Source organism: Sphingobium bisphenolivorans (genome assembly GCF_000412635.1).
Classification (GTDB): domain Bacteria; phylum Pseudomonadota; class Alphaproteobacteria; order Sphingomonadales; family Sphingomonadaceae; genus Sphingobium; species Sphingobium bisphenolivorans.
This window is the reverse complement of record NZ_ASTG01000010.1, coordinates 166241-190433: the sequence shown is the minus strand read 5'-3', so window position 1 is coordinate 190433 and position 24193 is coordinate 166241. Positions and strand designations below refer to the sequence as shown.

The window sequence follows — 24193 nt, the reverse complement described above, 5'->3', positions numbered from 1 at the left end:
GCCCCCGCCGCCGCCTCCGCCGCCTCCGCCGGTTGCAGAGTGCAGCCCTGGGCCGTACATCGTCTTCTTCGAATGGGACAAGTCTGACATCACGCCTGACGCCGCCACCATTCTGGACAACGCGGTTTCGGCCTACAGCAACTGCGGCAGCGCCCAGGTCATGCTGGCGGGCTATGCGGACCGTTCGGGTTCGGCCTCGTACAACGTTGGTCTGTCACAGCGTCGTGCTGACGCGGTCAAGGGTTACATCGCTTCGAAGGGTATCCCTGACGGCGTGATCACGACCCAGGCGTTCGGTGAATCGAACCCGCGCGTCGAAACCGCCGACGGCGTTCGCGAACTGCAGAACCGTCGCGTGGAAATCACCTACGGTCCGGGTTCGGGTCAGTAATCAACATTCCGTCTTTCGGGACGAATGGAGATGGAGAGGGGCTGGTCGAAAGACCGGCCCCTTTTTCTTGGGGCCAAGCGGACTGCTTGAGCGTGCGGCTGCTCCCTGGAGGCTACCGGCCGGAAATCTGATGACAATTCAGATCGGATGAGCAACAAAAGCGTATGTGCTGCGTTCGCCCATCAGCGTCCTGTCAGGAGTAAGATATCCATGAAAATTGCTGTCATAGCCCTGGCATTGCCGATGGTCCTGCTGCTTCCAGCATGCGCTGCCACCGATAATCGCGCTCCCGGTTCAGCCGCTGCGGCGGCACCCGGGGCGCAGGCCAGCCTGCTGGCGGCGGATGGCAGCGCGCGCGGCGATGCGAAGGTAACGCAGGCGGCCGATGGGCTGCACGTCCTGGTGCGGGCGCAAGGACTGACGCCGGGCATGCATGCGGTGCATATTCATACGACCGGAAACTGCACGCCGCCGGACTTCACCAGTGCTGGCAGCCATTGGAACCCCGCCGGCCGCAAGCATGGCAGGGACAATCCGGACGGCATGCACATGGGCGACATGCCGAACATGATCGCCGGCGCGGACGGGTCAGGCGAGATGGAATATGTGATCCACGATGCGGCCATCCGTGAGGGCGCGGCGCCTCTGCTCGACGCGGACGGCGCAGCGGTGGTGATCCACGCGCAGGCGGACGACAACAAGAGCGATCCGGCGGGCAATGCAGGTGGGCGCGTCGCCTGCGGTGTTCTGTCGGCCGGCTGAGCTTCGCCGCCTGGGCCGCCCGGCCCTACCGGTAATTGGCGGGGTAACGTTCGATCAGATGGTAGGCGGCGCCAGACTGGCCGAGATGGCTTTCATAAAGGTCGAACTCGGTCATGGCGAAGGGCACGCTCGACAGGGCGGCGTGGCTGGCCATGAAATTTTCCGCCGATCCCGCCGAACGGCTCATGCGTGCCAGGGTCAGGTGCGGAAGATAGGCGCGGTCGTCGGGAAGAAGACCGGCGCGAACGCAGATGCGATCGATCTTCTGGTGCAGCTTCACCAAGGGTTCCCGCGGTTGAATGCCCGCCCAGAGAGTGTGAACCTGTCCCTTGCGGTTAAAGCTGCCCACGCCGCTCAGCGCGAGTTCGGCGGGAGGGAAGCGAATGTCGCGCAGGGCGTCGGCCAGTTCATTGGCGCGGTGCCGGTCTACTTCGCCGATGAAGCGGAGCGTGATGTGCAGTTGGTCGTCATCCTGCCAGCGCGCGCCATTGACGCCGCTCATGATGGCAAGCAGGCGCGCGCGAATGTCGGGGGGCGGGCGAACGGCGACGAACAGGCGGTGCATGACGAATATATAGGGCATTTTGTTTCAAAGTCAGTCGATGCTCCCCGCTTGAATTGATGGATAGATGCGCCGATAATGAAGGCACCGGCGGCCATAACGCCGGCGAAGGAGATTATCCCATGGCCAATTGGTCCGATCCGCGTTCCGACATTGCGGGCTTTGGCGGCACCACCGTAGCCCGCGGGGAGGCGTTTGACGCCGGCCTGCGCGGCTACATGCTGTCTGTCTACAATTATATGGCGAGCGGCGTGCTGCTGACGGGCATCGTCGCGCTGCTGTTTTCCCGTGGTGGCATGGCATCGCCTGCCGCGCAAATCCTGCTGCAGCCGGGCATATTGAAATATGTCATCATGTTCGCGCCGCTCGCTTTCGTGATGGTGTTGAGCTTTGGGCTGAGCCGGCTGTCGACGGTCGCGACGCAGGCGATCTACTGGGCCTATGCGGCTGCGATGGGCTTGTCGCTTTCCTCGATCTTCCTGATGTACACCCAGACGTCGATCGCGCAGACCTTCTTCGCCACGGCGGCGGCTTTCGCGGGCCTCAGCCTTTGGGGCTATACGACCAAGCGGAACCTATCGGGCTTTGGCACCTTCCTGATCATGGGCGTGGTTGGCCTGCTGGTCGCTTCGCTGATCAATCTGTTCCTGCGGTCGAGCGCGATGGACATGGTGATCAGCTTTATCGGTGTGCTGCTGTTTGCCGGCCTGACCGCCTATGACACGCAGAAGATCAAGAGCATTTACGTCCATGTCGCGGGCACGGACATGATGGGCAAGTCGGTAGTGATGGGGGCGTTGAACCTCTATCTCGACTTCATCAACATGTTCCTGTTCCTGCTGCGCTTCATGGGCAATCGGGACTGAAGATATCCTACGCGCAATGAACGGGCCCGGTGGAGCGATCCGCCGGGCCTTTTTGCGCTACCCTGACGGCTGCATCTGGGCGATCAGCGCGCCGTCCAGTTCCTTCTGCTTCCGGTAGGCGGGGCGTTCTCGCAGGCGAGCGGCGTAGCTTTCGAAGGCGGGCCGGCTGGGGATGGTTCCGAAGGTCAGGCCCCAGTCGATCTGGGCGCCGACATAGACGTCGGCGGCGGTAAACCGGTCGCCGCAGATCCAGGCAGGGCCGGCGACCGCATGCTCCAGGGTGTTGATCGCATGGTCGAACGTGCCATAGCCCGCCATGCGTTCGCGGCCTTCGGGCATGGTGAAGCCGAGCACCTTGTTGGTTACGGCGGTTTCGAGCGGGCCAGCGGCAAAGAACAACCATCGATAATAGTCGGCGCGGTCCTGTTGTTCGGGCGCGAGCCCGGCCGCAGGGAACGCATCAGCCAGATAAGCACAGATGGCGGCGGCTTCCGTTACGACCTTGCCGCGATGGACGATCGCCGGCACCTTGCCCATCGGGTTGATGGCGAGATAGTCGGGCGCCTTCATCTCCTTGTCATAGCCCAGTATGACCATGTCATAGGGCTGCCCTACTTCCTCCAGCATCCAACGGGCGATCTGGCCGCGCGACATCGGGTTGGTGTAGAAGGTGATCTCTTCGCTCATCGGACGTCTCCCGAACTCAACCTGCTCCAACAGCTTCAACGAAAAAGGGCGGCCTGAACAGACCGCCCTTTCGCTTTCAACTTTTTCCGGCGTTACTTGGCCGATTCCGCAGGCTTCGCCTTGCCACCCTTCTTGCCCTTCTTGGGAGCCGCAGGGGTGATTTCGAAGGCGAGAGCTTCGTCCTTCAGCCGGACATGGACTTCGCCGCCATGAACGAGCTTGCCGAACAGCAGTTCTTCGGCGAGCGGCTGCTTGATCTTCTCCTGCATCAGACGACCCATCGGGCGGGCGCCGTAGAGCTTGTCATAGCCCTTCTTGGTCAGCCAGCTCTTGGCGTCATCGTCCAGGGTAATGTGGACGTCGCGGTCGGCTAGTTGCAGTTCGAGTTGCAGCACGAACTTGTCGATGACCCGCGCCACGATTTCCGGCGGCAGATAGCCGAAGGGCACGATGGCATCCAAGCGGTTGCGGAATTCCGGGGTGAAGAGCTTCTTCACCGCGTCTTCCTGCGCATCCTCGCGGGTCAGTTCGCCAAAGCCGATGCTTTCCTTCGCCATGTCCGACGCACCGGCATTGGTGGTCATGATGAGGATGGTGTTGCGGAAATCCACAGTCTTGCCGTGGTGATCGGTCAGGCGGCCATTGTCCATCACCTGAAGCAGGATGTTGAACAGGTCCGGATGCGCCTTCTCGATCTCGTCCAGCAGCAGAACGCTATGCGGATTCTGGTCCACAGCATCGGTCAGCAGGCCCCCCTGATCATAGCCGACATAGCCCGGAGGGGCACCGATCAGACGGCTCACCGAGTGGCGTTCCATATATTCCGACATATCGAAACGCTGGAGCGGAATGCCGAGCAAGGTCGCCAGCTGCCGTGCAACTTCCGTCTTGCCGACGCCGGTAGGGCCGGAGAAGAGATAGTTGCCGATCGGCTTGTCCGGATCGCGCAGCCCCGCGCGGGACAGCTTGATCGCGGAGGACAGCACTTCGATCGCACGGTCCTGGCCGAAGACGACGCGCTTCAGGTCCGTGTCGAGCGAACCCAGCACCGATTTGTCGTCGGCCGAGACGGTTTTCGGAGGGATGCGGGCCATGGTCGCGATGACGGCCTCGATCTCGCGCGGGGTGATGGTCTTCTTGCGCTTCGAGGGGACCACCAGCATCTGCATCGCGCCGACCTCGTCGATCACGTCGATCGCCTTGTCGGGCAGCTTGCGGTCGTTGATGTAACGCGCCGAAAGCTCCACCGCCGCCTTGATGGCGTCGGGGGTGTATTTGACGTTGTGATGCTCCTCAAAGGCGCTCCGCAGCCCGGCGAGAATCTTGATCGTGTCCTCTACCGTGGGTTCGTTGACGTCGATCTTCTGGAACCGGCGCAGCAGGGCACGGTCCTTCTCGAAATGGTTGCGGAACTCCTTGTAGGTGGTGGAGCCGATGCAGCGGATCGTTCCGCCCGACAGGGCGGGCTTCAGGAGGTTGGACGCGTCCATCGCGCCGCCGCTGGTCGCGCCTGCGCCAATGACGGTGTGGATTTCGTCGATGAACAGGACCGCGTGCGGCATCTTCTCCAGTTCGGTGACGACCGCCTTCAGCCGTTCCTCGAAATCGCCCCGATAGCGGGTGCCGGCCAGCAGCGCGCCCATGTCGAGCGAGTAGATCACCGCTTCCTTGAGCACGTCGGGAACCTCGCCCTCCACGATCTTGCGTGCCAGGCCCTCCGCGATCGCGGTCTTGCCCACGCCCGGATCGCCCACATAGAGAGGGTTGTTCTTCGACCGGCGGCACAGGATCTGGATCGTCCGGTCGACTTCCGAAGCGCGGCCGATCAGCGGGTCAACCTTGCCCCGCGCCGCCTTCTCATTGAGGTTGACCGTGAACTGCTCCAAGGCACTGTCCTTTTTGCCCTTGCTGTCCTGCGCCTTCTTTTCCTCTTCCTGTGCGCCCTTCGTTTCGCGCTGCTCGGGAACGGCCGACCCCTTGCCGACGCCGTGGCTGATATAGCTGACGGCGTCGAGGCGGCTCATGTCCTGCTGCTGGAGGAAATAGACGGCGTAACTTTCCCTCTCCGAGAAAAGCGCGACGAGCACATTGGCTCCCGTCACTTCATCTTTTCCCGAAGACTGGACGTGCAGGATCGCGCGCTGGACCACGCGCTGGAAACCGCTGGTGGGGGAGGGGTCGCTCGACCCTTCCACCTTCAGGCTGTCGAGCTCGGTGTCGAGATATTGCGTCACCGCATCGTTAAGCTCGCCCAGTTCCACGCCGCAAGCCTGCATCACCTTCGATGCATGTTCGTCATCGATGAGCGCGAGCAGCAGATGCTCCAGCGTCGCATATTCATGACGACGCTCTGACGCGTGGGTCAGCGCATTGTGCAGGGTGGTTTCAAGGGCGGGTGCGAAAGATGGCATGTCTTTTATACTCCTGACCCCAAGGAGGGGCTGTACTTGAACCATATGTCGGCATTGCTCGACGGCGGATCAAGATGAGCATCCTGATCGCCGGAATTGCCAGACTGCTTTTGTCCGATGTGACCCTTCCGGGAGTCGCAGGGGACAAGGCGCGGGTTCATCGCTTGAATAACGCCTCGGCGCTTGCCTTGTGGTTAACGGCGCTTTCAATTTTTGACCGGACGCGGGTGATTTCACCCTCCAGCGCTGTAATGCGCGCCTCCAGATCAGTCACGGAAAGTGGCCCCAGATCCTGTCGGAGCAGTTGGGCCAGAGGATCATCAGCCTTTCTGGGGCGATCGTCTTCCATGTCCATGAAACCAATGTTGACCCTGAAGATCAGTCTGTCAATAAGGCCTTCATTCCGCCCGTCGAATTACGTGCGGCAACCTTCGCGGCGGAGCAGCCAATGGCAGTCGATAGCGCAGTGCCTGGCGACATGAGGGCGATCGGTATCGCGACCCCAGGCGGGCCGGACGCGTTGGTGCCGGAGCGCCGGCCGGTACCTGTTCCTGCCGCCGATGAAGTGCTGATCAAGGTCGCCGCTGCCGGCGTCAACCGGCCCGACGTCATGCAGCGGCAGGGCAAATATCCGCCGCCTCCGGGCGCTTCCGACATACCTGGGCTCGAAGTCGCGGGCACCATCGTCGCCGCGGGCGGGAAGGCGGAGCAACTGATCGGCCGGCGTGTGTGCGCGCTCGTGTCGGGCGGAGGCTATGCCGAATATGCGGTGGCGCCTGCGGGCCAGTGCCTCCCTGTCCCGGACGATTACGACCTGATCGAGGCGGCCGCTATGCCAGAGACGCTCTTCACGGTCTGGAGCAACCTGTTTGAGCGCGCCTATGTGGTCGAAGGCGACACGGTGCTGGTTCACGGCGGCACCAGCGGCATCGGCACCATCGCGATCTCGCTATGCAATCTGTTCGACATCCGCATCATCGTGACCTGCGGCAGCGATGAGAAATGCGAGCAGGCAAGGGCTTGGGGAGCGGATCACGCCATCAACTACCGCACACTGGATTTTGTCGAGGAGGTGAAGCGGATCACCGCCGGCAAGGGCGTTCAGGCGGTGCTGGACATGGTCGGCGGCGACTATGTCCCCCGCAATATCGAGTGTATGGCGGAGGATGGCCGGCATGTCTCGATCGCGGTGATGAGCGGCGCCAAGACGTCCCTGTTTCTGCCCACCGTCATGAGCAAGCGGCTGACCCTCACCGGGTCGACGCTGCGGCCGCGTTCCGTTGCCTTCAAGAGCCTGGTGGCGGACGAACTCATGCGGGTGGTCTGGCCATTTGTCGAGCAGGGTAAGCTGCGCCCGGCGATGGACAGCCGCTATGCTCTGGCCGATGCCGCAAAGGCGCATGCGCGAATGGATGCGGGCGATCATTTCGGGAAGATCGTGCTGACGGTTTGAGAGTGGCGAATAGTTTGGGCTTGGGCGAGTCATGGGTCGGCCGATCCGAAGCTAACGTGCTACAATAGCAAATCCGCAGCAATTCCGTCACATTCGCTGCGGAGTTGTAACATAGCGGGGCTATTGATTCGCTCCTGAGAACGACAGCTCAGGGGCCGCGCCATGAATGCGATCACACGCCTGCCATTTTTATCGGAAATCGACGACGGTGCAGAGGATGCGTTCGCCATTCCGGAGCGGGAAGGGAAGCGCCGCCGTTATCGCACGATCTGGATTTCGGACATTCACCTTGGCACCCGGGGCTGCAACGCCCGGATGCTGATCGACTTTCTCGATAGCGTGGATAGCGACACCATGTATCTGGTCGGCGATATCATTGATGGCTGGCGGCTGAAGAAGCGCTTTTACTGGCCCGCCGCGCATAACGATGTGGTTTGGCGCGTCATGAAACGCGCGAAACGCGGCACGCGCGTCGTCTACATACCCGGCAACCATGACGAGATGTTCCGCCAATTTAGCGGCCTCAGCTTCGGCGGCGTTGAGATCCGGCGCAAGGCGCTGCATGAGACTGCCGACGGCCGCAAGCTGCTGGTCCTGCATGGTGACGAGTTCGACACGATCATGCTGGCGCATCGCTGGCTCGCCTTCGTGGGTGATGCGGCCTACACCATGCTGATGCGGGTCAACGTCGTCGTGAACGCGCTGCGCCAGCGCATGGGGCTGCCCTATTGGTCGCTCAGCAAGATCGCCAAGCACAAGGTCAAAAATGCGGTCGAATTCATCTCCCGCTTCGAGGAGGTGGTGGCGCACGAAGCCGGTTCGCGTGGTGTGGACGGCGTCGTCTGCGGCCACATTCATAACGCGGAAATTCGCGAGATCGCAGGCGTCCAATATTATAATGACGGCGACTGGGTGGAGGGCTGTACCGCGCTGGTCGAGCATTTCGACGGCCGTATCGAGGTGCTCCACTGGGCCGACGAGATCGCCAGGCGCGCAGCGGGCGAGCCCGCCCGGATCGCAGCCTGAACGGCGCGCCACCGATGCGCATCGTCATCGTCACCGACGCCTGGACGCCGCAGGTCAATGGCGTCGTTCGCACCCTTCAAACGATCCAGGCCGAACTGGAGAGGATGGGGCATGAGGTGAAGCTCATCTCGCCCGATCTCTTTTCCTCGCTTCCCTGCCCGACCTATCCGGAAATCCGGCTGGCCTTCGCGCGGTCGACCGTGCTCGGCCAGATGATCGCGGCGTTCCGCCCCGACGCGATCCACCTCGCAACCGAGGGGCCGCTCTGCCTCGCCGCGCGCCGGTGGTGCCTGCGCAGCGGCATTCGCTTCACCACGGCCTATCACACACATTTTCCCGATTATGTGGCGCAGCGCACCGGCCTCCCGGCATCCTGGTTCTGGCGCTATATCCGCTGGTTTCACGGCCCGGCAGAGGCGGTGCTGGTGTCGACCCCTTCGGTGCGGCAGCAGTTGCGTGCTCACGGTCTGGCGCAGGTCCGCAAATGGGGCAGGGGAGTGGACCTCGCCGCCTTCACCCCCCAAGCCAAACCCCTTGCCGCCATCGCCGGTCTTCAGCGCCCGATCCAGCTTTACGTCGGACGCGTGGCGGTGGAAAAAAATCTGGAGGCCTTCCTCGCCAGCGATCATCCCGGCACGAAGCTTGTCGTCGGCGATGGCCCCGCCCGCGCGTTGCTGGAGCGCGCCTATCCCCGGGCGCATTTCCTTGGCTCCTTGTTCGGAACGGAACTGGCGGGCGCTTATGCCGGTGCCGACGTGTTCGTCTTTCCCAGCCGCACCGACACGTTCGGCCTTGTGATGATCGAGGCGCTGGCCTGCGGCACGCCGATCGCCGCCTATCCCGTGACCGGGCCGATCGATATCGTCACGCCCGAAACCGGCGCCTTGTCCGATCGGCTGGAGGATGCCATCGCCGCGGCGCTCTCCTGTGACCGGCAGGTCTGCGCCGCCTACGGGCGCGGCTTCACATGGGAACGCAGCGCGCAGGAATTTCTGGCGGGCCTGCACAATATCGATCCCGAAACGCTGGACAGCGCAGCCTGACGCTTTTCCTTGCCCGGCGCGGCGCGATGCACTATCTCAGGTCGGGCGTGGCCGCCCTGCTTGGGCGGCCCTTGTCGTTTTAGAGCGTCATTTTTAGTGCCGGAGAATATCTGTGTCCCAGCCTCTCATGCCCCATGCGACCGCCAGCTGGCTGGTCGATAACAGCGCTCTGAGCTTCGATCAGATCGCCGAATTTTGCGGGCTGCACATATTGGAAGTGCAGGCGATCGCTGACGACACCGCCGGCACCAAATATACCGGCCGCGATCCGGTGCGCGCCCATGAGATCACGATGGAGGAAATCCACAAGGGCGAAGCAAATCCGGACTATCGCCTGAAGATGCTGAAGGGCCCCGAGCCGGTCCGCCGCACGAAGGGGCCGCGCTATACCCCGGTCAGCAAGCGGCAGGACAAGCCCGATGGCATCGCCTGGATCCTGCGCAACCATCCGGAAATCTCGGATGGCGCGATCGGCAAGCTGATCGGCACCACCCGCACCACCATCGCCGCGATCCGCGACCGCACGCACTGGAACATCTCCAACATCGTGCCGAAGGACCCCGTCACGCTCGGCCTCTGCTCGCAGCGGGAACTGGACGCGCTCGTGACCAAGGCCGCGAAGAAAGCAGGGATCGAAGCTCCCACCGATTCCCGTCTGGACGGCGACCGTGAGGCGCTGATCGAGGAACTGCGGCGTGAGCGTGAGCAGGCTACCCGTCGGGCCGAGGAAGCGCTCAAGACCGAAGCCGATTTCATTTCCGGCACCGCCAAGATTCTCGATCCGTTCAGCAATAATAACGGGCAGGTCTGATGGCGTAGCGTCTTCCGCTTCGTGCGGAATGGCGACAGCCTGGATGTCACGACAAGGCCGCGCCATATTCCGGCGCGGCCTTTTTGTCGTCCGTTACGCTTGCGTCAAGCAAGGGCGTGACCTACACCTATGGCTATGGAGAGCAGAGAAAACCTCTGGGAAAAACATTATAACCATCCTGTAGCCTGGAATCAGACATTCCCGCCCTTGTCGATGATCGACATGGTGATCGATAGCGCGACGGCGAAGCCGGGCGCGTCCATGATCGACTTCATGGGCCGCCGGACGACCTATGGCGACATGCTACGCATCATCCGACGGGTGGCGAAGGGTCTTCAGGAACTGGGCGTGCAGAAGGGCGACCGGGTCGGCCTGTACCTTCCCAACGTGCCCCATTATGTCGCGGCCTATTATGGTGCGATGATGGCGGGCGCCACGGTCGTCAATTTCTCGCCTCTCTATACCGCTGCCGAACTGGAGCATCAGGTAGAAGATAGCGGCACCAAAATCCTTTTCACCCTTTCTGCCAGGGCGCTGTTGCCCACCGCCATGGAAGTGCTCGACAACAGCAGCCTCGAACGGCTGGTGGTCGGCTGCGTGGCGGAGGCGCTGCCGCCGGCCAAGTCGATGCTCTTCCGCCTGTTCAAGCGGAAAGAGACAGCGGTCATCCCGCACGACCCGCGGATCACCAGCTACGCCGATCTGCTGCGCCATGGCGAAGACTACAGCCCCGTCGCAATCCATCCGGAGCAGGATGTCGCGCTCCTGCAATATACCGGCGGCACGACAGGACGGCCAAAGGGGGCGATGCTCACGCACCAGAACCTCACCGCCAATGCGCGGCAGGTCCGGCTGATCGATCCCCATGCCGAAGCGCCCGACCGTATCCTTGCCGTGCTGCCCTTCTTCCATGTGTTCGCCAACACATGCGTCCTCAACCGCACCGTGTTGAACGGGGGGGAGATGGTGATGCTGCCCCGGTTCGAGGCGGTGCAGGTGCTGGCCGCCTTGCAGCGGACCAAGGCGACCTCGCTGCCGGGCGTGCCCACCATGTATCAGGCGCTGCTGGATCATCCGGCGACGCCCCATATCGACTTCTCCTCGCTGCGCCTTTGCATCTCGGGCGGCGCACCCTTGCCGCTGGAACTCAAGCAGCGGTTCGAAGCGATGACCGGCGCCAAGCTTTGCGAAGGCTATGGCCTGACCGAAAGCAGCCCGGTCGTCTGCTCCAATCCCTATGAGGGCCTGAACAAGCCGGGCACCGTGGGGCAGCCTGTTCCAGGCACACGGGTCAGGCTGGTCGATCGCGAGAATCCGACACGTCCTCCGCCCGAAGGGGAGCCGGGCGAACTGGTCTTCGCCGGGCCGCAGATCATGAAAGGCTATTGGAAGCGGCCGGACGCGGACCGTGAAGTCTTTGTCGATGGCTGGCTGCGCACCGGCGATGTGGGCCTGATCGACGAGGACGGCTATGTGAAGATCGTCGACCGGCTCAAGGACATGATCGCCGTGGGCGGGTTCAAGGTCTTTCCCAGCGAGGTCGAAGCCGTCCTCTATCATCACCCCGCCGTCAAGGAGGCCTTGGTGATCGGCATTCCCGATCATTATCGCGGGGAGTGCCCGAAGGCCTTCGTGACCCTGCAGGAGGGCGCTTCTCTCGATGGCGCGGCCCTCAAGGAATGGCTCAATCCGCAACTCGGGAAGCATGAGAAAGTGTGCGACGTGGAGGTGCGCTCGACCCTCCCAAAGACGTTGGTCGGCAAGCTGTCGCGCAAGGAACTGGTGGCCGAGGAGCGTGCAAAGGCCGAGGCGGCCGGGGAGCGGGCTGGAACCGGGGCATGACCCTTCCTATCTGTGCGGCGAACACAGGATAAGGACGGGAAGATAATGGCCGAACAGATCGCGACGCTGGCAGGCGGATGCTTCTGGTGCACCGAAGCGGTCTATCAGAACCTGAAGGGCGTGAAGTCCGTGACCAGCGGCTATATCGGCGGTGCCTATCCCGATCCTACCTATGAACAGGTCTGTTCGGGCAACACCGGCCATGCCGAGGCGATCCGCATCGCCTATGACCCGGACATGATATCCTATGGCGATTTGCTTGATATCTTCTTCGCCACCCATGATCCAACGACGCTCAACCGCCAGGGGAACGACATCGGCACTCAATATCGATCCGCCATCTTCCCTCATTCCCCTGAGCAGGAGGTCGAAGCGAAAGCAGCTATCGAGCGGGCGCAGGCCGATCATGCCAACCCCATCGTCACCACGATCGAAGCCGACGCGCCCTGGTATCCGGCGGAGGACTATCATCAGAAATATTGGGAGCGGGTGGGGGATCGAAACCCTTATTGCATGGCGGTGATCCCGCCCAAGCTAGCCAAGCTGCGCAAGGGCTTTGCCGAACGGATCGCTGGCTGATCCGTTCGTCGCCAACGGCTTGCTCTCATTGCTGCCATCTTTAGACTGGTGATGATTGCGCCCTCATGGCGAATGGGATGAGAAAATGAGCAGGCATCTGGTACTGGCCGCACCGATTTTGTTGTTCGCGCTTTCCGGCTGCATTGCGCGGACGGCCGCGAACATCGTCACCATGCCGGTGCGGGCGGGCGGGCAGGTGGTGGACTGGACGACCACCAGCCAGGATGAGGCCGACCGCAATTACGGCCGCAAGATGCGCAAGCAGGAGGCTCAAGAGGGGCGCGAGCGCAAGAAAGCCGAAGAGCAACGTCGCCGCGACTGCCGCCGCGCGGGCTATGAGGATTGCTGAGGCAGTATCTCCCGGCGCCGTCGCACGCAGTGGGTGAGCTTTAAGCACGCCGTGAGGATCAGGCAGCCGCTCTCCGCAGCCGGTCGTTGATCGCGATTCCGATCCCCTCGTTTGGAATAGGCGCGACCGCGATCCGCTGCGCCGCGCTCGCGTCTGCCAGGTGCAGCGCCGCAAACAGGTTGGCCGCCGCCTCCCGCACATCGGCCTCCGGACTGAGGTTGATGTTGCAAGGCATCAGCCCGAAACCGATCAGATATTCGTCCTTCTCCGCCTTGAGAGCGCCGAGCCGCACGGGCTTGGATGGCGCATAATGGCTTTCAAGTTGCCCCGGCGCCTCGATCTTCGCGTTCGCGACCTCCATCACGACGGGCAGCCGCGCCTCCTCCTCCAGCATCGCCGCGGTGATCGGTCCCGGCCTCAATAAACGGACGCATTTATCTTCCGGCGCCACGATGGTGGATTCCAGCCCCTCGCTGGTTGGCCCTTCGTCCAGGATCATGCGGATCTTGCCGTTCAGGCTGGAGAGTACATGCTCCGCCCGCGTGGGACTGATCGATCCGCTGCGATTGGCGGAAGGGGCAGCGAGCGGCCGGCCGCTTTCCCGGATCAGCGCCCGCATCGCCGGATGGGCGGGAAGGCGCAGCGCCACGGTCGGCAGCCCGGCCGTCACCAGCGGCGACAGCCCGCTATCCGCCCGCACCGGCAGCACCAGCGTCAACGCGCCCGGCCAGAAGCGCTCCGCCAGCCGCGCCGCTACGGGAGAGAATTCGGCGAGCCGCTCCGCCATGTCCCGATCGGCGACATGCACGATCAGCGGATTGAAGCTTGGCCGTCCCTTGGCGGTATAGATGGCCGCGACCGCATTGGAATCCGTAGCGTCGGCGGCAAGGCCGTAGACCGTCTCAGTCGGCACCGCGACAGGCTCGCCCGCGCGGATCAGTAATGCCGCCTCGCGCAGGGCTTCGCTGCCATAAGGGCATATTCGGGTGGGTAAGGCTGGATTTGGGATGTTCACGGCCCCCGCGTATAAACCTCGCTCCGGGGGAGTAAAAGACCATTACTACAGATGAGTGACAGCCGAGAGCCGCTTGCCCGTGCGCGCCCGCAGGTCTAAGCGCGGAGCCATGAACGACGCGCTTCTCACCCGTATTGCCGAAGCTCTGGAGCGGATCGCTCCGCCGCCCGTTTCCGCCGCCGATCTTGCCGCCGCCCCCGCCTATGTCTGGAACGGATCGACCATTCGCGCGGTGGAGGCGTTCGCGCCCGTCGATTACGATCTGCTGACCGGCATCGACGCGCAAAAGGCCGCGCTGCTGGAAAACAGCCAGCGGCACGCGGCCGGCCATGCCGCGCACGACGTGCTGCTGTGGGGCGCGCGGGGCACGGGCAAGTCGGCAGTGGTCGCCGCCGTCGTCGGCAAGCTCCAGCAGGAGGGGCAAGACGTCGCCCTGCTGCAATGCGCGATCGATGAACTCGCCAGCCTGCCGCAACTGTTCACGCTGCTGCGAAATACGCGGCGGCCCTTCATCCTCTTCCTCGACGATCTCGGCTTCGACGAAAGCGGCGTCGGGGACGCGCGTGCGCTGCGGTCCCTGCTGCAGGGCGGCACCGCCGCCCGCCCCGCCAATGTGCGCCTTTACGTGACCTCGAACCGGCGCCACATCGTCCCGCGCCACCTGTCGGAGCAGGATGATCCGGTCAACCCGCGCGACGTGGTGGAGGACAAGATGGCGCTGTCCGACCGCTTCGGGCTCAGCCTTGGCTTCCACGCCATCGACCAGGACGCCTATGTCGCGATCGTCGGCGGCTATGCGGCAAAGCTGGGCCTCAGCTTCGATCCGCTCGAAGCGATCCAGTGGGCGACGCAGCGCGGCAGCCGCTCAGGCCGGGTGGCCTGGCAATATGTCGTGGAACTGGCCGGCCGTAACGGCATTGCGGTCCCGGCCTGATCGGCACGGGGCGGCGATTATTTCGCCGCCGTCACGCGCCACACCACATTCCCGACATCGTCGCTGACCAGCAGCGCGCCCTTTGCGTCCGCCGTCACGTCGACCGGCCGGCCATGAGCCTTGCCTTCAGCGCTCAGAAAGCCGGTCAGCAAGTCGATCGGCTTGGCCTTGCCGACCTCGCCATTCTCGCCGAAAGGAACGAACACCACCTTGTAGCCCGCCGCTGGCTTGCGGTTCCAGCTGCCATGCAGGCCGACAAAGGCCCCATTTACGAACGGCGCGCCAAGCTGGACCTTGTCGGCGAAGGCGAGGCCCAGCGGCGCCACATGATTGCCCAGCGCATAATCCGGCCGCTTGGTATATTCCCGGACTTCTGGCCGCTGCGGCTGGACCCGCCGGTCCTCATAACCGCCCCAGTAATTCCACGGCCAGCCATAGAAGCCGCCAAACTCCACCCGCGTCAGATAGTCGGGCACAAGGTCCGCGCCCAGCATGTCGCGCTCATTCACCACGCTCCACAGCGCGCCGCTCTTCGGCTCGAATGCCAGCCCCACCGGGTTGCGCAAGCCCGAAGCATAGATGCGATAGTCGCCCGTCTTTGGATTGACCTCCAGCACGGCGGCGCGGTTCGCCTCATTCTCCAGCCCGCCTTCCGCGATATTGCTGTTGGATCCGACGCCGACATAGAGCAGCCCCTGCGGGCTCGCCACCAGGCTTCTGGTCCAATGCATGTTCGGCGCCTGTGCGGGCAGATTGAGGATCTTGCGGCCCTTGCCGGTGATCTTCGTGTCGCCCTCCTTGTAAGGGAAGGCCATCAGCGCATCGGTATTGGCGACGAACAGCGTGTCGCCGATCAGCGCCATGCCATAGGGCGCGTTCAGGTCGGTAAGGAAGGCGCTCTTCACCTCCGCCTTGCCGTCGCCATCGGCATCGCGAAGCAGGGTGATGCGGTTGGCCGAAGGCACGCCCGCGCCCGCCTTGTCCATCAGATAGCCCATCACCCGGTTCACGATGCCGCCGGTCGGGCGCGGCGGGCTGTTGGTTTCCGCCACCAATATGTCGCCATTGGGAAGGCGCAGCAGCGATCGCGGATGATCCAGCCCCTCGGCAAAGCGCGCCACGCTGAGCCCTTTCGCGGCCACGGGCTTCTCTCCGCCCTGCCAGCGTTCGACGTCCGCGACGTTGATCGTCGGGATCATCTCGCTGCGCGGAGCGGTGAAAACCGGCTCCTTGCCGACATCCGCTCCGGCGGCAAGCTCCGCCTTATCCCCTTGTGCGAAATAGAGGATTGCGCCGCCCAACAGGAGCAGGACGATCAGGACGAGTGCGATCAGATGCTTCTTCATGTCATCATCTCTATGCGGGGAAGGGGCGCCCGGCAAGGCGCTGGTCGGGAGCGGGCGCCGCTATTTCCCGCGCTCGCGCAGCCACAGCAGCAGGGCGATCAACAGGCCCAATGCCGTCCCGATCAGCAGCCCGGCACTGGGCTGACCCATCATGCCGCCGACGATCGCTCCACCCAGGATCAGCAGCGCGATGATCGCGCCGGCACCGGTCGGGTTCTTCTTGCCGTTTGTCATTGTCTGCCCTTGCCATGCGGCCGGCGCCGACGCCAGCGTCTTTGAAGCCGTGCCGTTTCAGGACCTACCTGTCCCATCGCGGGATGGCTGTGCCGCTGCGGGATTTGGCTAACCCGCTGATAACCTTCGTTAGCCGCTGCCTTGCGTCCAACACCGGAATTGGCACGCCGCTTGAGTGGCTTTTCCTACCGCCACGCGGCGGACTTTCGGGGGGTTCAGTGATGCACATGCCATATGTTTCCGGCAGGAACAGCTATGACGACGCGGCCGAGTTGATGGCGGCGTTTGGCGATAACGCCGGTTACGAAGCGGCCGCACGCGCAGACCGCAGCCGGGACCTCGGCAATCATATCCGCTTCTGCCACTGGCGGCAGATTGAACGGCTGATCGTCCTGCTGACCTATGATGCGCCGATCGGCACCATCCACTGACAGGCAGGAGGGTGAGCCTGCGGCCTTGTGCCGCAAGCTCGCCGGCCCGTTACAGCCGTAGCCCTGCCGTTTCGGGAAGGCCGGCCAATATGTTGAGGTTCTGCACGGCGGCGCCCGCCGCGCCCTTGCCCAGATTGTCCAGCGCCGCCACCAGCCGCGCCTGACCGCTTTCCTCACTGCCGAACACGAACAGCGCAAGGCGATCGGTCGCGCCGACATGCTCCAGCCGCACTTGCGTCATGGCTGAGCTGTCCTCCAGCGACGCGACGCTGACGATGGCCGACCCTTCATAGGCGGCGGCGAGCGCCGCATGAATGTCGGCGACGCGCGGCGTTCCCGGCAGCGCGCGCAGTTGCAACGGCACCTCCACGATCATGCCGCGATAGGCGTTGGCGACCGCAGGCGCGAACAGCGGCAGATGCTGCAATCCCGAATAACGCTGCATTTCCGGAATATGCTTGTGGCCGAGGCCAAGCCCGTAGGGGCGGAAAGCGCTCGGCGCGCCCTCGCTGCCCTCATATTCGGCGATCATCGACTTGCCGCCGCCGGAATAGCCCGAAGCCCCGGACACCGTCACCGGCCAGTCCATCGGCAGCAGACCCGCCAGCACCAGCGGGCGGACCAGCGCCAGGAAGCCGGTCGGCCAGCAGCCGGGATTGGCGACCCGCCGCGACTCCGCCAGCTTTTCGCGATGCCCCGGCTCCAATTCTGCGAAGCCGTAGGTCCAGCCATCCGCCACGCGATGGGCGGTAGAGGCATCGATCACACGGGTACGATCATTGTCGATCAGCGCCACCGCTTCGCGCGCCGCATCGTCAGGCAGGCACAGGATGACGACATCCGCCGCGTTCAGCGCCTCGCGCCGTGCTGCCGCATCCTTGCGCTTGGCCTCGTCAAGCGTAATGAGCGAGAGTTCGGGGCGGCCGGCGATCCGCTCGTTGATTTCAATGCCCGTCGTACCGACGCCACCGTCGATGAAAATATTCTGCGTCATGCGCCTATCCTCCGCCGCGCGATGATCGGTTTCGCATGATCCGCCGCCAACCGTCCGACGACCTCTGCCAGAGGCTCGATCACGACCGCCATCCAGTGCGCGTTCGCATGCAAGATATTGTCGCTGTCGGTCATGATGCCGACATGCCCCGGAAAGAAGATGAAGTCCCCTCGCCGAAGCGGCGCATCCGACGGCAGCGGGGAGCCGATCCCCTCGCGCTGCAGATCGGTGTCGCGCGGCGCCTTGATGCCGCATTGGCCCAGCGCCACCTGCACCAGCCCGGAACAGTCGATGCCCCGATGTCCGCGCCCGCCCCAGACATAAGGCTGCCCCAGATAGGCTTTCGCAACATCGACCCAGTCGCGTTCCAGTGCAGCGATGTCGCCGGCATGACGCTGGTGGATATAGCCTTCCGCGCAGGCGAAGAAATCCCCGGCGGCTTCCGCTGCGAACCGTGCTCCGCGCGGCCAATAGTCGGCGACGGGCGACTTGATGTCCGGCGCACTGAACAGCGGGGCGGTGCCGGTGATGATCCGGCTGTTGATCACTTCCCGAACGTCCAGCGCCTCGCGCCGGACATAGCCGACATAGCCGTCATGGCCGCAAAAGCCCCAAGCCCAATCGGTCGTCACATCCAGTGCGTGGAAGCTTTCGCCGCGCAGCAATTCGCTGACCGCCTGCGCCTTCGGCGTGTCGCCGGCGAGAACGGGTGCCCCTGCCGCAACGCAGGTCAGCTCGACGGCGCGCGCGTAATGGGCGGAAAACAGGATGCCGGCGAGCGCGAGATCGGCAAGGTCGCCACGCGCGGCATGGACACGCGGGTCCAGCTTGACCGAGCGGCCGTCCAGCTTGAAACGAATCCGTTCAGGCGCGGTGCCCTGCGTGGGAGAGGTTGTGACGTTCATCGCGGCCGGTTCCTGCGATGAAATGGTGAAAGGCGTCAAGGAATTCCGCCCCCTTGGGCGTCCGGGTGATGAAAATATTGCGTCGGTCGGCGGAGTCCCGCTCCCGACGCAGATATCCGAGGGCAGAAAGCTTGTTCAGCGCCCGCGTGATGACCGGCTTTGAAACATTCAGCGCTTCGGCAAGGCCACGCACCGTATGCGGACCGCCGCTGATATAGACGGTCAGCATCAACGCCATCTGCCGATTGGTCAGGTCGGGCTTGCCGGATCGAACATAATCGACCAGCGTGCGCATCCATTGACTGAGTGGCTTTACGCCCGGCTGGTCAACCGCGACATCTTGGTCCTGAGCAGATTGGGCATCCATGTCCGCGAAACGCACGATAGCCAATCCGGTTGCGTAACGGCCTTCCCAAAGCCTTTCTTTTTACTTTTTATGACCATAGCGCGCCTGCAACATATGGAAGACGCTTCGCAAACCAAGAGCTTCGCCGCCCTTGGGACGCCCTGGCCGCGACGACGGACGCCAGGCGAAGGTATCGAGGTGCAGCCACTTGGCATTCTCGGGCACGAAGCGCTTGAGGAACAGGGCAGCAGTGATGGCGCCGGCAAAGCCGCCTTCGCCCGCATTGTTGATGTCGGCGACATCCGACTTCAGCATCTCGGCATAACCGTCCCACAGCGGCAGCCGCCAGCTCGGATCATCGACCTGCCTGCCGGCTTCCTCCACGTCCGCCGCAAGGCCATCGTCATTGGTGAAGAGGGCAGGGAGATCCGGCCCCACCGCAACCCGCGCGGCGCCGGTCAGCGTCGCATAATCCACGATCAGTTCGGGCTGGCTCTCCCCGGCGAGCGTTAGGGCATCGCCCAGCACCAGTCGCCCTTCCGCGTCGGTATTGCCGATTTCCACCGTCAGGCCCTGCCGTGTGCGCAATATGTCCCCCGGCCGGAACGCGTTGCCGCCGATCGCATTCTCCGCCGCCGGGATCAGCAGGTGCAGCTGCACCGGCAGCCGCGCCCCCATGATAAGCTGCCCCAGCGCCAGCGCGTGCGCCGCGCCGCCCATATCCTTCTTCATCAGCCGCATCGCTGAAGACGGCTTGATGTCGAGACCGCCGCTGTCGAAGCAGATGCCCTTGCCGACAACCGCGACCTTCGAATGCTTCGGATCGCCCCAGCGCAGTTCGATCAGCCGGGGCGCGAAGCTCTTGTCCGCCGCCTTGCCCACCGCATGGATCATCGGGAAGCCCTGTTCCAGCGCATCGCCTCGCGTCACGCCGAACTCCGCGCCGAACCGTCCGGCGAGCCCCTTGGCCGCCGCTTCCAGTTCCGCAGGCCCCATGTCGGCGGCCGGAGTGTTGACGAGATCGCGCACCAGCGCGACCGCCTCGGCCAGCCGCACGGCTTCCTCGATCCGAGCGACTTCCCCCGTCAGCAGCACGCGGCCTCCGCCGCCGTTCTCATCCTTGCGGTAGCGGTCGAAGCGATATTGCCCCGTCAGCCAGCCGAGCATCGCCGCGCCCGCCTCCGCTCCGGTCAGGCGATAGCTTCCCTCGGGCAACGTCTCGGCCAGCTTGGCGAGGCACCAGGGACCGAGTTTGCCGGCGTCCGCCACCCCGGCGACCACCGACCAATCGGTGGCATCGTCGCCTGACAGGATCGCCTGTTCGAACGGCTTGCCCTTGAACTTCTGCGCCGCCGCCATGGTGCGCACCCGCGCCGGCTGGCTGCTGAGCCAGGCCTCCAGCCCCTTGGAATCGACGATCTGGATCGAACGGGCGGGCTGATTGTTGTCGGCTTTGAGCAGGTCGGAAAAATCGGTCATGACGCCGTTCTGAAGAAGAGGGCGAAGGATGAAAAGTGCATTTTTTCACCGCTATGCCCGCTCGGCCGGACGCGCGGATATTTGCCTCGCCGACTGAACAGGCCTAGATTGATGATCGGCAATCGAAAGGAGAGACATCATGATGCACACCGACGACAGCCGTCTTCAGGCGCTTCGTGCCCGCGCTTACGCGTTGGCGGAAAGCGGCCGGTATAACGGAGCACACGCGGTGGAGCAGGCGTTGATCGCGGAGGGCTGGGACAATGCCGCCGCCGCGCTCCAGAGCAGCTATACCCGCAAGGCGATCAGCGAGCGCTGTCTGGCGGCCAAGCCGCACTGATGCGGTCATCGCATTGGAGGAGGAGGGGCGGGCCGCTTGTCGTTGCGGCCCTGTTCCTGCGCGGCTGCTCGGCGGCGGACCACCAGGAAAATGCGGCGGCTGCCGGCAATGAAGCCGCCGTCTCCAATTTCGCCAGCCGCATGTCGGGCCAGCCTCAGCCGCCGCCTGCCGCCAAAGCGTTCGAGCTTGCCGAGAAGACCGACCAGCTCGAATTCGTCTATGTCTATCCTGCCGCAGCGGCGCAGATCCCCCCACTGGTCGACAAGTTCCAGAAGGCGATGACCACCGCCAAGGCCGACGCGCTCAAGATGGCGCAGCAGGACCAGAAGGCGGCCAAAGAGTCGGGCTTTCCCTTCCGCCCGCACAGCCTGGAAACGCGCTGGACGGTGACGGCGGAAACGCCCCGCTTCCTCGCGCTTCAGTCGGAAAGCTACATCTACACCGGCGGCGCGCATGGCATGACCGGCTATGACGCACTGCTCTGGGACCGGGAGCGGCACCGTGAAACTGCGATCGAGGCGCTGATGACCTCCCCGGCCGAGTTCGCCACCGCCATTCGCGACCGCTTCTGCGACGCGCTGGACAAGGCACGCGCGAAGAAGCGCGGCGCGCCCGTCAACCGCAGCGGCGACGATGATTTCACCGCCTGTATCGACCCGATGCAGCATGTGCTGGTGCCGACCTCCAGCACGGGCAAGCTGATCGACGGCGTCACCGTGGTCGTCGGCCCCTACAGTGCCGGCCCCTATGCGGAAGGCACCTATGACATAGCGCTGCCGGTCGACGCCGCCATGCGCAAGGCGATCAAGACCGAATATCAAGACGCGTTCGCCGACGCGCCATAGATCTTTGAAATGCGCAGTGGTGCAACATACTCCTGCTGAAGCAGGAGAACATCACTAGCTAGACCGAGAGGACAGTTTCAGCCCCGAGGCACCCCATAAAGATCGTGCTCGTCGGCATCCTCGACCAGCACGTTCAATATGTCACCGGTCTTCACGCCCTCGGCGACGTCGCGCAGGAAGACATTGCCATCGATCTCCGGCGCATCGGCCTGGCTGCGGGCAGTCGCCCCGATCGAGCCGTCCTCGTCCGGCTCACCCACCTCGTCGATGATCACCGGCAGCACGCGCCCGATCTTCGCCTGCAATTTGGCGGCGGAGATGGCAGCGGTCTTCTCCATGATCCGCTGATAACGTTCTTCCTTGACCTCCTCGGGCACCGCGTTCGGCAGGCCGTTGGCGCTCGCGCCCTCGACCGGCTCGAAGCGGAAGGCGCCGACCCGATCCAGCTGCGCCTCGTCCAGCCACTCCAGCAGATATTCGAAGTCCGCCTCCGTCTCGCCGGGGAAGCCCACGACGAAGGACGACCGTATCGCGATGTCCGGGCAGATGTCCCGCCACTTCCGGATGCGGTCCAGCACCTTGGCCTCGTTCGCCGGGCGCTTCATCAGCTTCAGCACCGAAGGCGCGGCGTGCTGGAACGGAATGTCCAGATAGGGCGTCAGCAGCCCCTCTGCCATCAGCGGGATCACCTGATCCACATGCGGATAGGGATAGACATAGTGCAGCCGTACCCAGGGCGGCGTGCCCTCGGCGGTGCGCAGCTGCCCCAGTTCGCGCGCCAGGTCGGTCATGTGCGCCCGCACCTCGCGCCCCTTCCACTGGCGCGCCTCATGCCTTGTATCGACGCCGTAAGCCGATGTGTCCTGGCTGATGATCAGCAGTTCCTTCGTGCCCGCATGCACCAGCTTCTCCGCCTCGCGCAGCACCGCGTCGACGCGGCGGCTTACCAGATCGCCGCGCAGCGAAGGGATGATGCAGAAGGAGCAGCGATGATTGCAGCCCTCGGAAATCTTCAGATAGCTGTAATGGCGCGGCGTCAGCTTGAGGCCGCCCTCGGGCACCAGATCGACAAAGGCGTTGGGCACCGGCGGGGAGGCGTCATGCACCGCATTCACCACCGCCTCATATTGATGGGCCCCGGTGATCGCCAGCACCTGCGGGAATTTGGCGCGGATCATCTCCGCCTCATTGCCCATGCAGCCGGTAACGATGACGCGGCCATTTTCCGCCATCGCCTCGCCGATCGCCTCCAGTGACTCTTCCTTCGCCGAATCGAGAAAGCCGCAGGTATTGACCAGCACGACGTCGGCGCCGGCATAGTCGGCGGACATCTGATAGCCGTCGGAACGCAGCTTGGTCAGGATGCGCTCGCTATCGACCAGCGCCTTGGGACAGCCCAGCGACACCATGCCGACCTTCGGCGCTTCGGGAATTTTGGTTGCCATGATCGGCGCGCACATAGGGATTTTTGGCGACGATGTCACGGGCCCCGCCCGAAATCACCGCAGCGCGCGCGCTTCGCCGGCCGCATGCCCCTGCACGATCTCGATAATCAGGTCGCCGGTCTGCAGCTTCGCCGCGCCTTCCTCCCAAAAGCCGATGGCGCGATCATCGCGATAGATGCGCACGCCAAGCCCGGTATCGATCGCGGAGAGCGGCTGGCCGATCTCTTCGGGCGCAGCGAACCGCTCGTTCAGTTTCACCTCGCCGCCCGACGCCGCCAGGTCGGCCATATAATCGGCGATATGCCTGCCGCTGGTGCTGCCCGCCAGCAGCAGTCCCGCGAAACTGACCGGGTTGATGACCGTCGTTGCGCCGGCCTGCCGCGCGGGCAGTTCATTATCCTCGTTGCGCACTACGATGCTGATCGGCAGGCGAGGGGCCAGATGCCGCGCCGTCAGCGTGATCAGGATCGACGTGTCATCCCGCCCTGCCGATACGATCAGCGTGCGCGCCCGGTGGATCGCCACATCCTTCAGCGTCCGATCGCGCGTCGAATCGCCGCACATGATGTTGCAGCCAAGGTCCTCCGCCTCGGCCAGCGCCTTCTCTACCGGATCGACCACCACGATCTCGCGCGGATCGACGCCCCGCGCGAGCAGTTCGCGCACCGCCTCGCTCCCGCTCGTGCCGAAGCCGGTGACGACGATATGATTATGCAGATCGGCCTGAATGCGAGCCATGCGCCACCTGTAGAAGATGTTGCGGAAGAAGAGATTATAGGCCGTCCCAAGAAAGATCAGCCACACGAACAGCCGGATCGGCGTTACCAGCAGCGCTTCGAACAGCCGCGCTTCGGGGCTCACCGGCACGATATCGCCATAGCCGACGGTCGTGACCGTCACCGTCGTGAAATAGAGCACATCGACAAAGCTGATCTGATTGTCGAGATTGTCCTTGAGGCCGTCGCGCCCAACCCAGTGGATCAGCAGCACCAACGCGATCAGCCCGAACACCAGTGCCACCCGCCAGGCAAGATCGGCCCACACCGGCATGCCGGAACGCCGCCGCAGAAATCCGGTGGCGCTCGACGGCGGCTTGG

General features: G+C 63.9%; 27 protein-coding genes. 14 read left to right on the top strand and 13 right to left on the bottom strand.

Translation table 11 applies throughout. The features are described from left to right. The coding region (locus L858_RS0109795; protein WP_022682972.1) for an OmpA family protein at nt 1-391 on the top strand (391 nt) is incomplete at its 5' end. Between the two features lie 210 nt (nt 392-601). Further along, entirely contained in the window at nt 602-1153 is a 552-nt protein-coding gene (locus L858_RS0109790) for a superoxide dismutase family protein (RefSeq protein WP_022682971.1), read from the top strand. Between the two features lie 25 nt (nt 1154-1178). On the opposite strand, the gene thpR is transcribed toward L858_RS0109790, so the two are convergent. Beyond that, nucleotides 1179-1718: an RNA 2',3'-cyclic phosphodiesterase gene (gene thpR, locus L858_RS0109785; RefSeq protein ID WP_028055993.1), complete on the bottom strand. Its 540-nt coding sequence runs from the start codon at nt 1716-1718 to the stop codon at nt 1179-1181. Between the two features lie 119 nt (nt 1719-1837). Between thpR and L858_RS0109780 the strand changes: the two genes are divergently transcribed. Further along, a complete protein-coding gene (locus tag L858_RS0109780; protein ID WP_028055992.1) occupies nt 1838-2581 on the top strand; it encodes a Bax inhibitor-1/YccA family protein in 744 nt (247 codons plus the stop codon). A gap of 57 nt (nt 2582-2638) precedes the next feature. Here the strand turns inward: L858_RS0109780 and L858_RS0109775 are convergent, their stop codons facing one another. From L858_RS0109775 to L858_RS21270, 3 genes are all read right to left on the bottom strand, one after another. Beyond that, on the bottom strand, nt 2639-3268 hold the full coding sequence (locus L858_RS0109775; RefSeq protein ID WP_022682968.1) for a glutathione S-transferase family protein: 630 nt from the start codon (nt 3266-3268) through the stop codon (nt 2639-2641). 92 nt (nt 3269-3360) lie between these two features. After that, nucleotides 3361-5679, bottom strand: a complete 2319-nt coding sequence (clpA, locus tag L858_RS0109770; protein ID WP_022682967.1) for an ATP-dependent Clp protease ATP-binding subunit ClpA — start codon at nt 5677-5679, stop codon at nt 3361-3363. 157 nt (nt 5680-5836) lie between these two features. Beyond that, entirely contained in the window at nt 5837-6034 is a 198-nt protein-coding gene (locus L858_RS21270; RefSeq protein ID WP_081643333.1) for a DUF1192 domain-containing protein, read from the bottom strand. 93 nt (nt 6035-6127) lie between these two features. Here L858_RS21270 and L858_RS0109765 point away from each other — a divergent pair, with 93 nt between their 5' ends. The 7 genes from L858_RS0109765 (at nt 6128) to L858_RS0109735 (ending at nt 12782) form a co-directional block, all read left to right on the top strand. Further along, nucleotides 6128-7132 carry an NAD(P)H-quinone oxidoreductase gene (locus tag L858_RS0109765; protein ID WP_028055991.1) on the top strand — a complete coding sequence of 335 codons (1005 nt, stop codon included), beginning with the start codon at nt 6128-6130 and terminating at the stop codon, nt 7130-7132. Between the two features lie 162 nt (nt 7133-7294). Next, nucleotides 7295-8158: a UDP-2,3-diacylglucosamine diphosphatase gene (locus L858_RS0109760; protein WP_022682966.1), complete on the top strand. Its 864-nt coding sequence runs from the start codon at nt 7295-7297 to the stop codon at nt 8156-8158. A 14-nt stretch (nt 8159-8172) separates the two neighbouring features. After that, on the top strand, nt 8173-9201 hold the full coding sequence (locus L858_RS0109755; protein ID WP_022682965.1) for a glycosyltransferase family 4 protein: 1029 nt from the start codon (nt 8173-8175) through the stop codon (nt 9199-9201). A 127-nt stretch (nt 9202-9328) separates the two neighbouring features. Then, nucleotides 9329-10012 carry a DUF1013 domain-containing protein gene (locus L858_RS0109750; RefSeq protein WP_022682964.1) on the top strand — a complete coding sequence of 228 codons (684 nt, stop codon included), beginning with the start codon at nt 9329-9331 and terminating at the stop codon, nt 10010-10012. 135 nt (nt 10013-10147) lie between these two features. Next, nucleotides 10148-11854, top strand: a complete 1707-nt coding sequence (locus L858_RS0109745; protein WP_022682963.1) for a long-chain-fatty-acid--CoA ligase — start codon at nt 10148-10150, stop codon at nt 11852-11854. A 45-nt stretch (nt 11855-11899) separates the two neighbouring features. Then, complete coding sequence (msrA, locus tag L858_RS0109740) at nt 11900-12433, top strand: peptide-methionine (S)-S-oxide reductase MsrA (RefSeq protein WP_022682962.1); 534 nt, start codon at nt 11900-11902, stop codon at nt 12431-12433. Between the two features lie 85 nt (nt 12434-12518). After that, nucleotides 12519-12782 carry a hypothetical protein gene (locus tag L858_RS0109735; protein ID WP_022682961.1) on the top strand — a complete coding sequence of 88 codons (264 nt, stop codon included), beginning with the start codon at nt 12519-12521 and terminating at the stop codon, nt 12780-12782. A gap of 58 nt (nt 12783-12840) precedes the next feature. Here the strand turns inward: L858_RS0109735 and L858_RS0109730 are convergent, their stop codons facing one another. After that, entirely contained in the window at nt 12841-13797 is a 957-nt protein-coding gene (locus L858_RS0109730; RefSeq protein ID WP_022682960.1) for an L-threonylcarbamoyladenylate synthase, read from the bottom strand. A gap of 109 nt (nt 13798-13906) precedes the next feature. Between L858_RS0109730 and L858_RS0109725 the strand changes: the two genes are divergently transcribed. Beyond that, entirely contained in the window at nt 13907-14731 is an 825-nt protein-coding gene (locus L858_RS0109725; protein WP_022682959.1) for an ATP-binding protein, read from the top strand. Nucleotides 14732-14748: 17 nt separating this feature from the next. On the opposite strand, the gene L858_RS0109720 is transcribed toward L858_RS0109725, so the two are convergent. Together L858_RS0109720 and L858_RS21960 are read right to left on the bottom strand one after the other, a co-directional pair. Then, nucleotides 14749-16077, bottom strand: a complete 1329-nt coding sequence (locus tag L858_RS0109720) for a PQQ-dependent sugar dehydrogenase (RefSeq protein WP_022682958.1) — start codon at nt 16075-16077, stop codon at nt 14749-14751. Between the two features lie 60 nt (nt 16078-16137). Beyond that, nucleotides 16138-16311, bottom strand: coding sequence for a hypothetical protein (locus L858_RS21960; protein WP_022682957.1), 174 nt, complete (start codon nt 16309-16311; stop codon nt 16138-16140). Between the two features lie 227 nt (nt 16312-16538). Here L858_RS21960 and L858_RS0109710 point away from each other — a divergent pair, with 227 nt between their 5' ends. Further along, the gene (locus tag L858_RS0109710) at nt 16539-16742 is read left to right on the top strand and encodes a hypothetical protein (RefSeq protein ID WP_028055990.1); all 204 of its coding nucleotides are present in this window, start codon (nt 16539-16541) and stop codon (nt 16740-16742) included. Between the two features lie 49 nt (nt 16743-16791). Here L858_RS0109710 and argC read toward each other — a convergent pair whose 3' ends face one another. From argC to L858_RS0109690, 4 genes are read right to left on the bottom strand one after another with little or no spacing between them, the layout of a single operon-like run. Continuing rightward, nucleotides 16792-17736 carry an N-acetyl-gamma-glutamyl-phosphate reductase gene (gene argC / locus L858_RS0109705; protein WP_022682955.1) on the bottom strand — a complete coding sequence of 315 codons (945 nt, stop codon included), beginning with the start codon at nt 17734-17736 and terminating at the stop codon, nt 16792-16794. Further along, nucleotides 17733-18641: a C40 family peptidase gene (locus L858_RS0109700; protein WP_022682954.1), complete on the bottom strand. Its 909-nt coding sequence runs from the start codon at nt 18639-18641 to the stop codon at nt 17733-17735. The genes argC and L858_RS0109700 overlap by 4 nt, the downstream gene beginning before the upstream one ends. Next, on the bottom strand, nt 18601-19008 hold the full coding sequence (locus L858_RS0109695) for a MarR family winged helix-turn-helix transcriptional regulator (protein WP_028055989.1): 408 nt from the start codon (nt 19006-19008) through the stop codon (nt 18601-18603). Before L858_RS0109695 ends, L858_RS0109700 begins: the two co-directional genes overlap by 41 nt. 60 nt (nt 19009-19068) lie before the next feature. Next, the gene (locus L858_RS0109690) at nt 19069-20466 is read right to left on the bottom strand and encodes a leucyl aminopeptidase family protein (protein WP_022682952.1); all 1398 of its coding nucleotides are present in this window, start codon (nt 20464-20466) and stop codon (nt 19069-19071) included. Between the two features lie 139 nt (nt 20467-20605). Here L858_RS0109690 and L858_RS0109685 point away from each other — a divergent pair, with 139 nt between their 5' ends. Continuing rightward, complete coding sequence (locus tag L858_RS0109685; RefSeq protein ID WP_022682951.1) at nt 20606-20806, top strand: hypothetical protein; 201 nt, start codon at nt 20606-20608, stop codon at nt 20804-20806. Continuing rightward, nucleotides 20806-21651: a DUF4163 domain-containing protein gene (locus L858_RS0109680; protein WP_022682950.1), complete on the top strand. Its 846-nt coding sequence runs from the start codon at nt 20806-20808 to the stop codon at nt 21649-21651. The genes L858_RS0109685 and L858_RS0109680 overlap by 1 nt, the downstream gene beginning before the upstream one ends. A 77-nt stretch (nt 21652-21728) precedes the next feature. On the opposite strand, the gene rimO is transcribed toward L858_RS0109680, so the two are convergent. Further along, nucleotides 21729-23111, bottom strand: a complete 1383-nt coding sequence (gene rimO, locus L858_RS0109675; RefSeq protein ID WP_022682949.1) for a 30S ribosomal protein S12 methylthiotransferase RimO — start codon at nt 23109-23111, stop codon at nt 21729-21731. 39 nt (nt 23112-23150) lie between these two features. Beyond that, the gene (locus L858_RS0109670; protein ID WP_420801830.1) at nt 23151-24146 is read right to left on the bottom strand and encodes a potassium channel family protein; all 996 of its coding nucleotides are present in this window, start codon (nt 24144-24146) and stop codon (nt 23151-23153) included. Nucleotides 24147-24193: the final 47 nt, after the last annotated feature.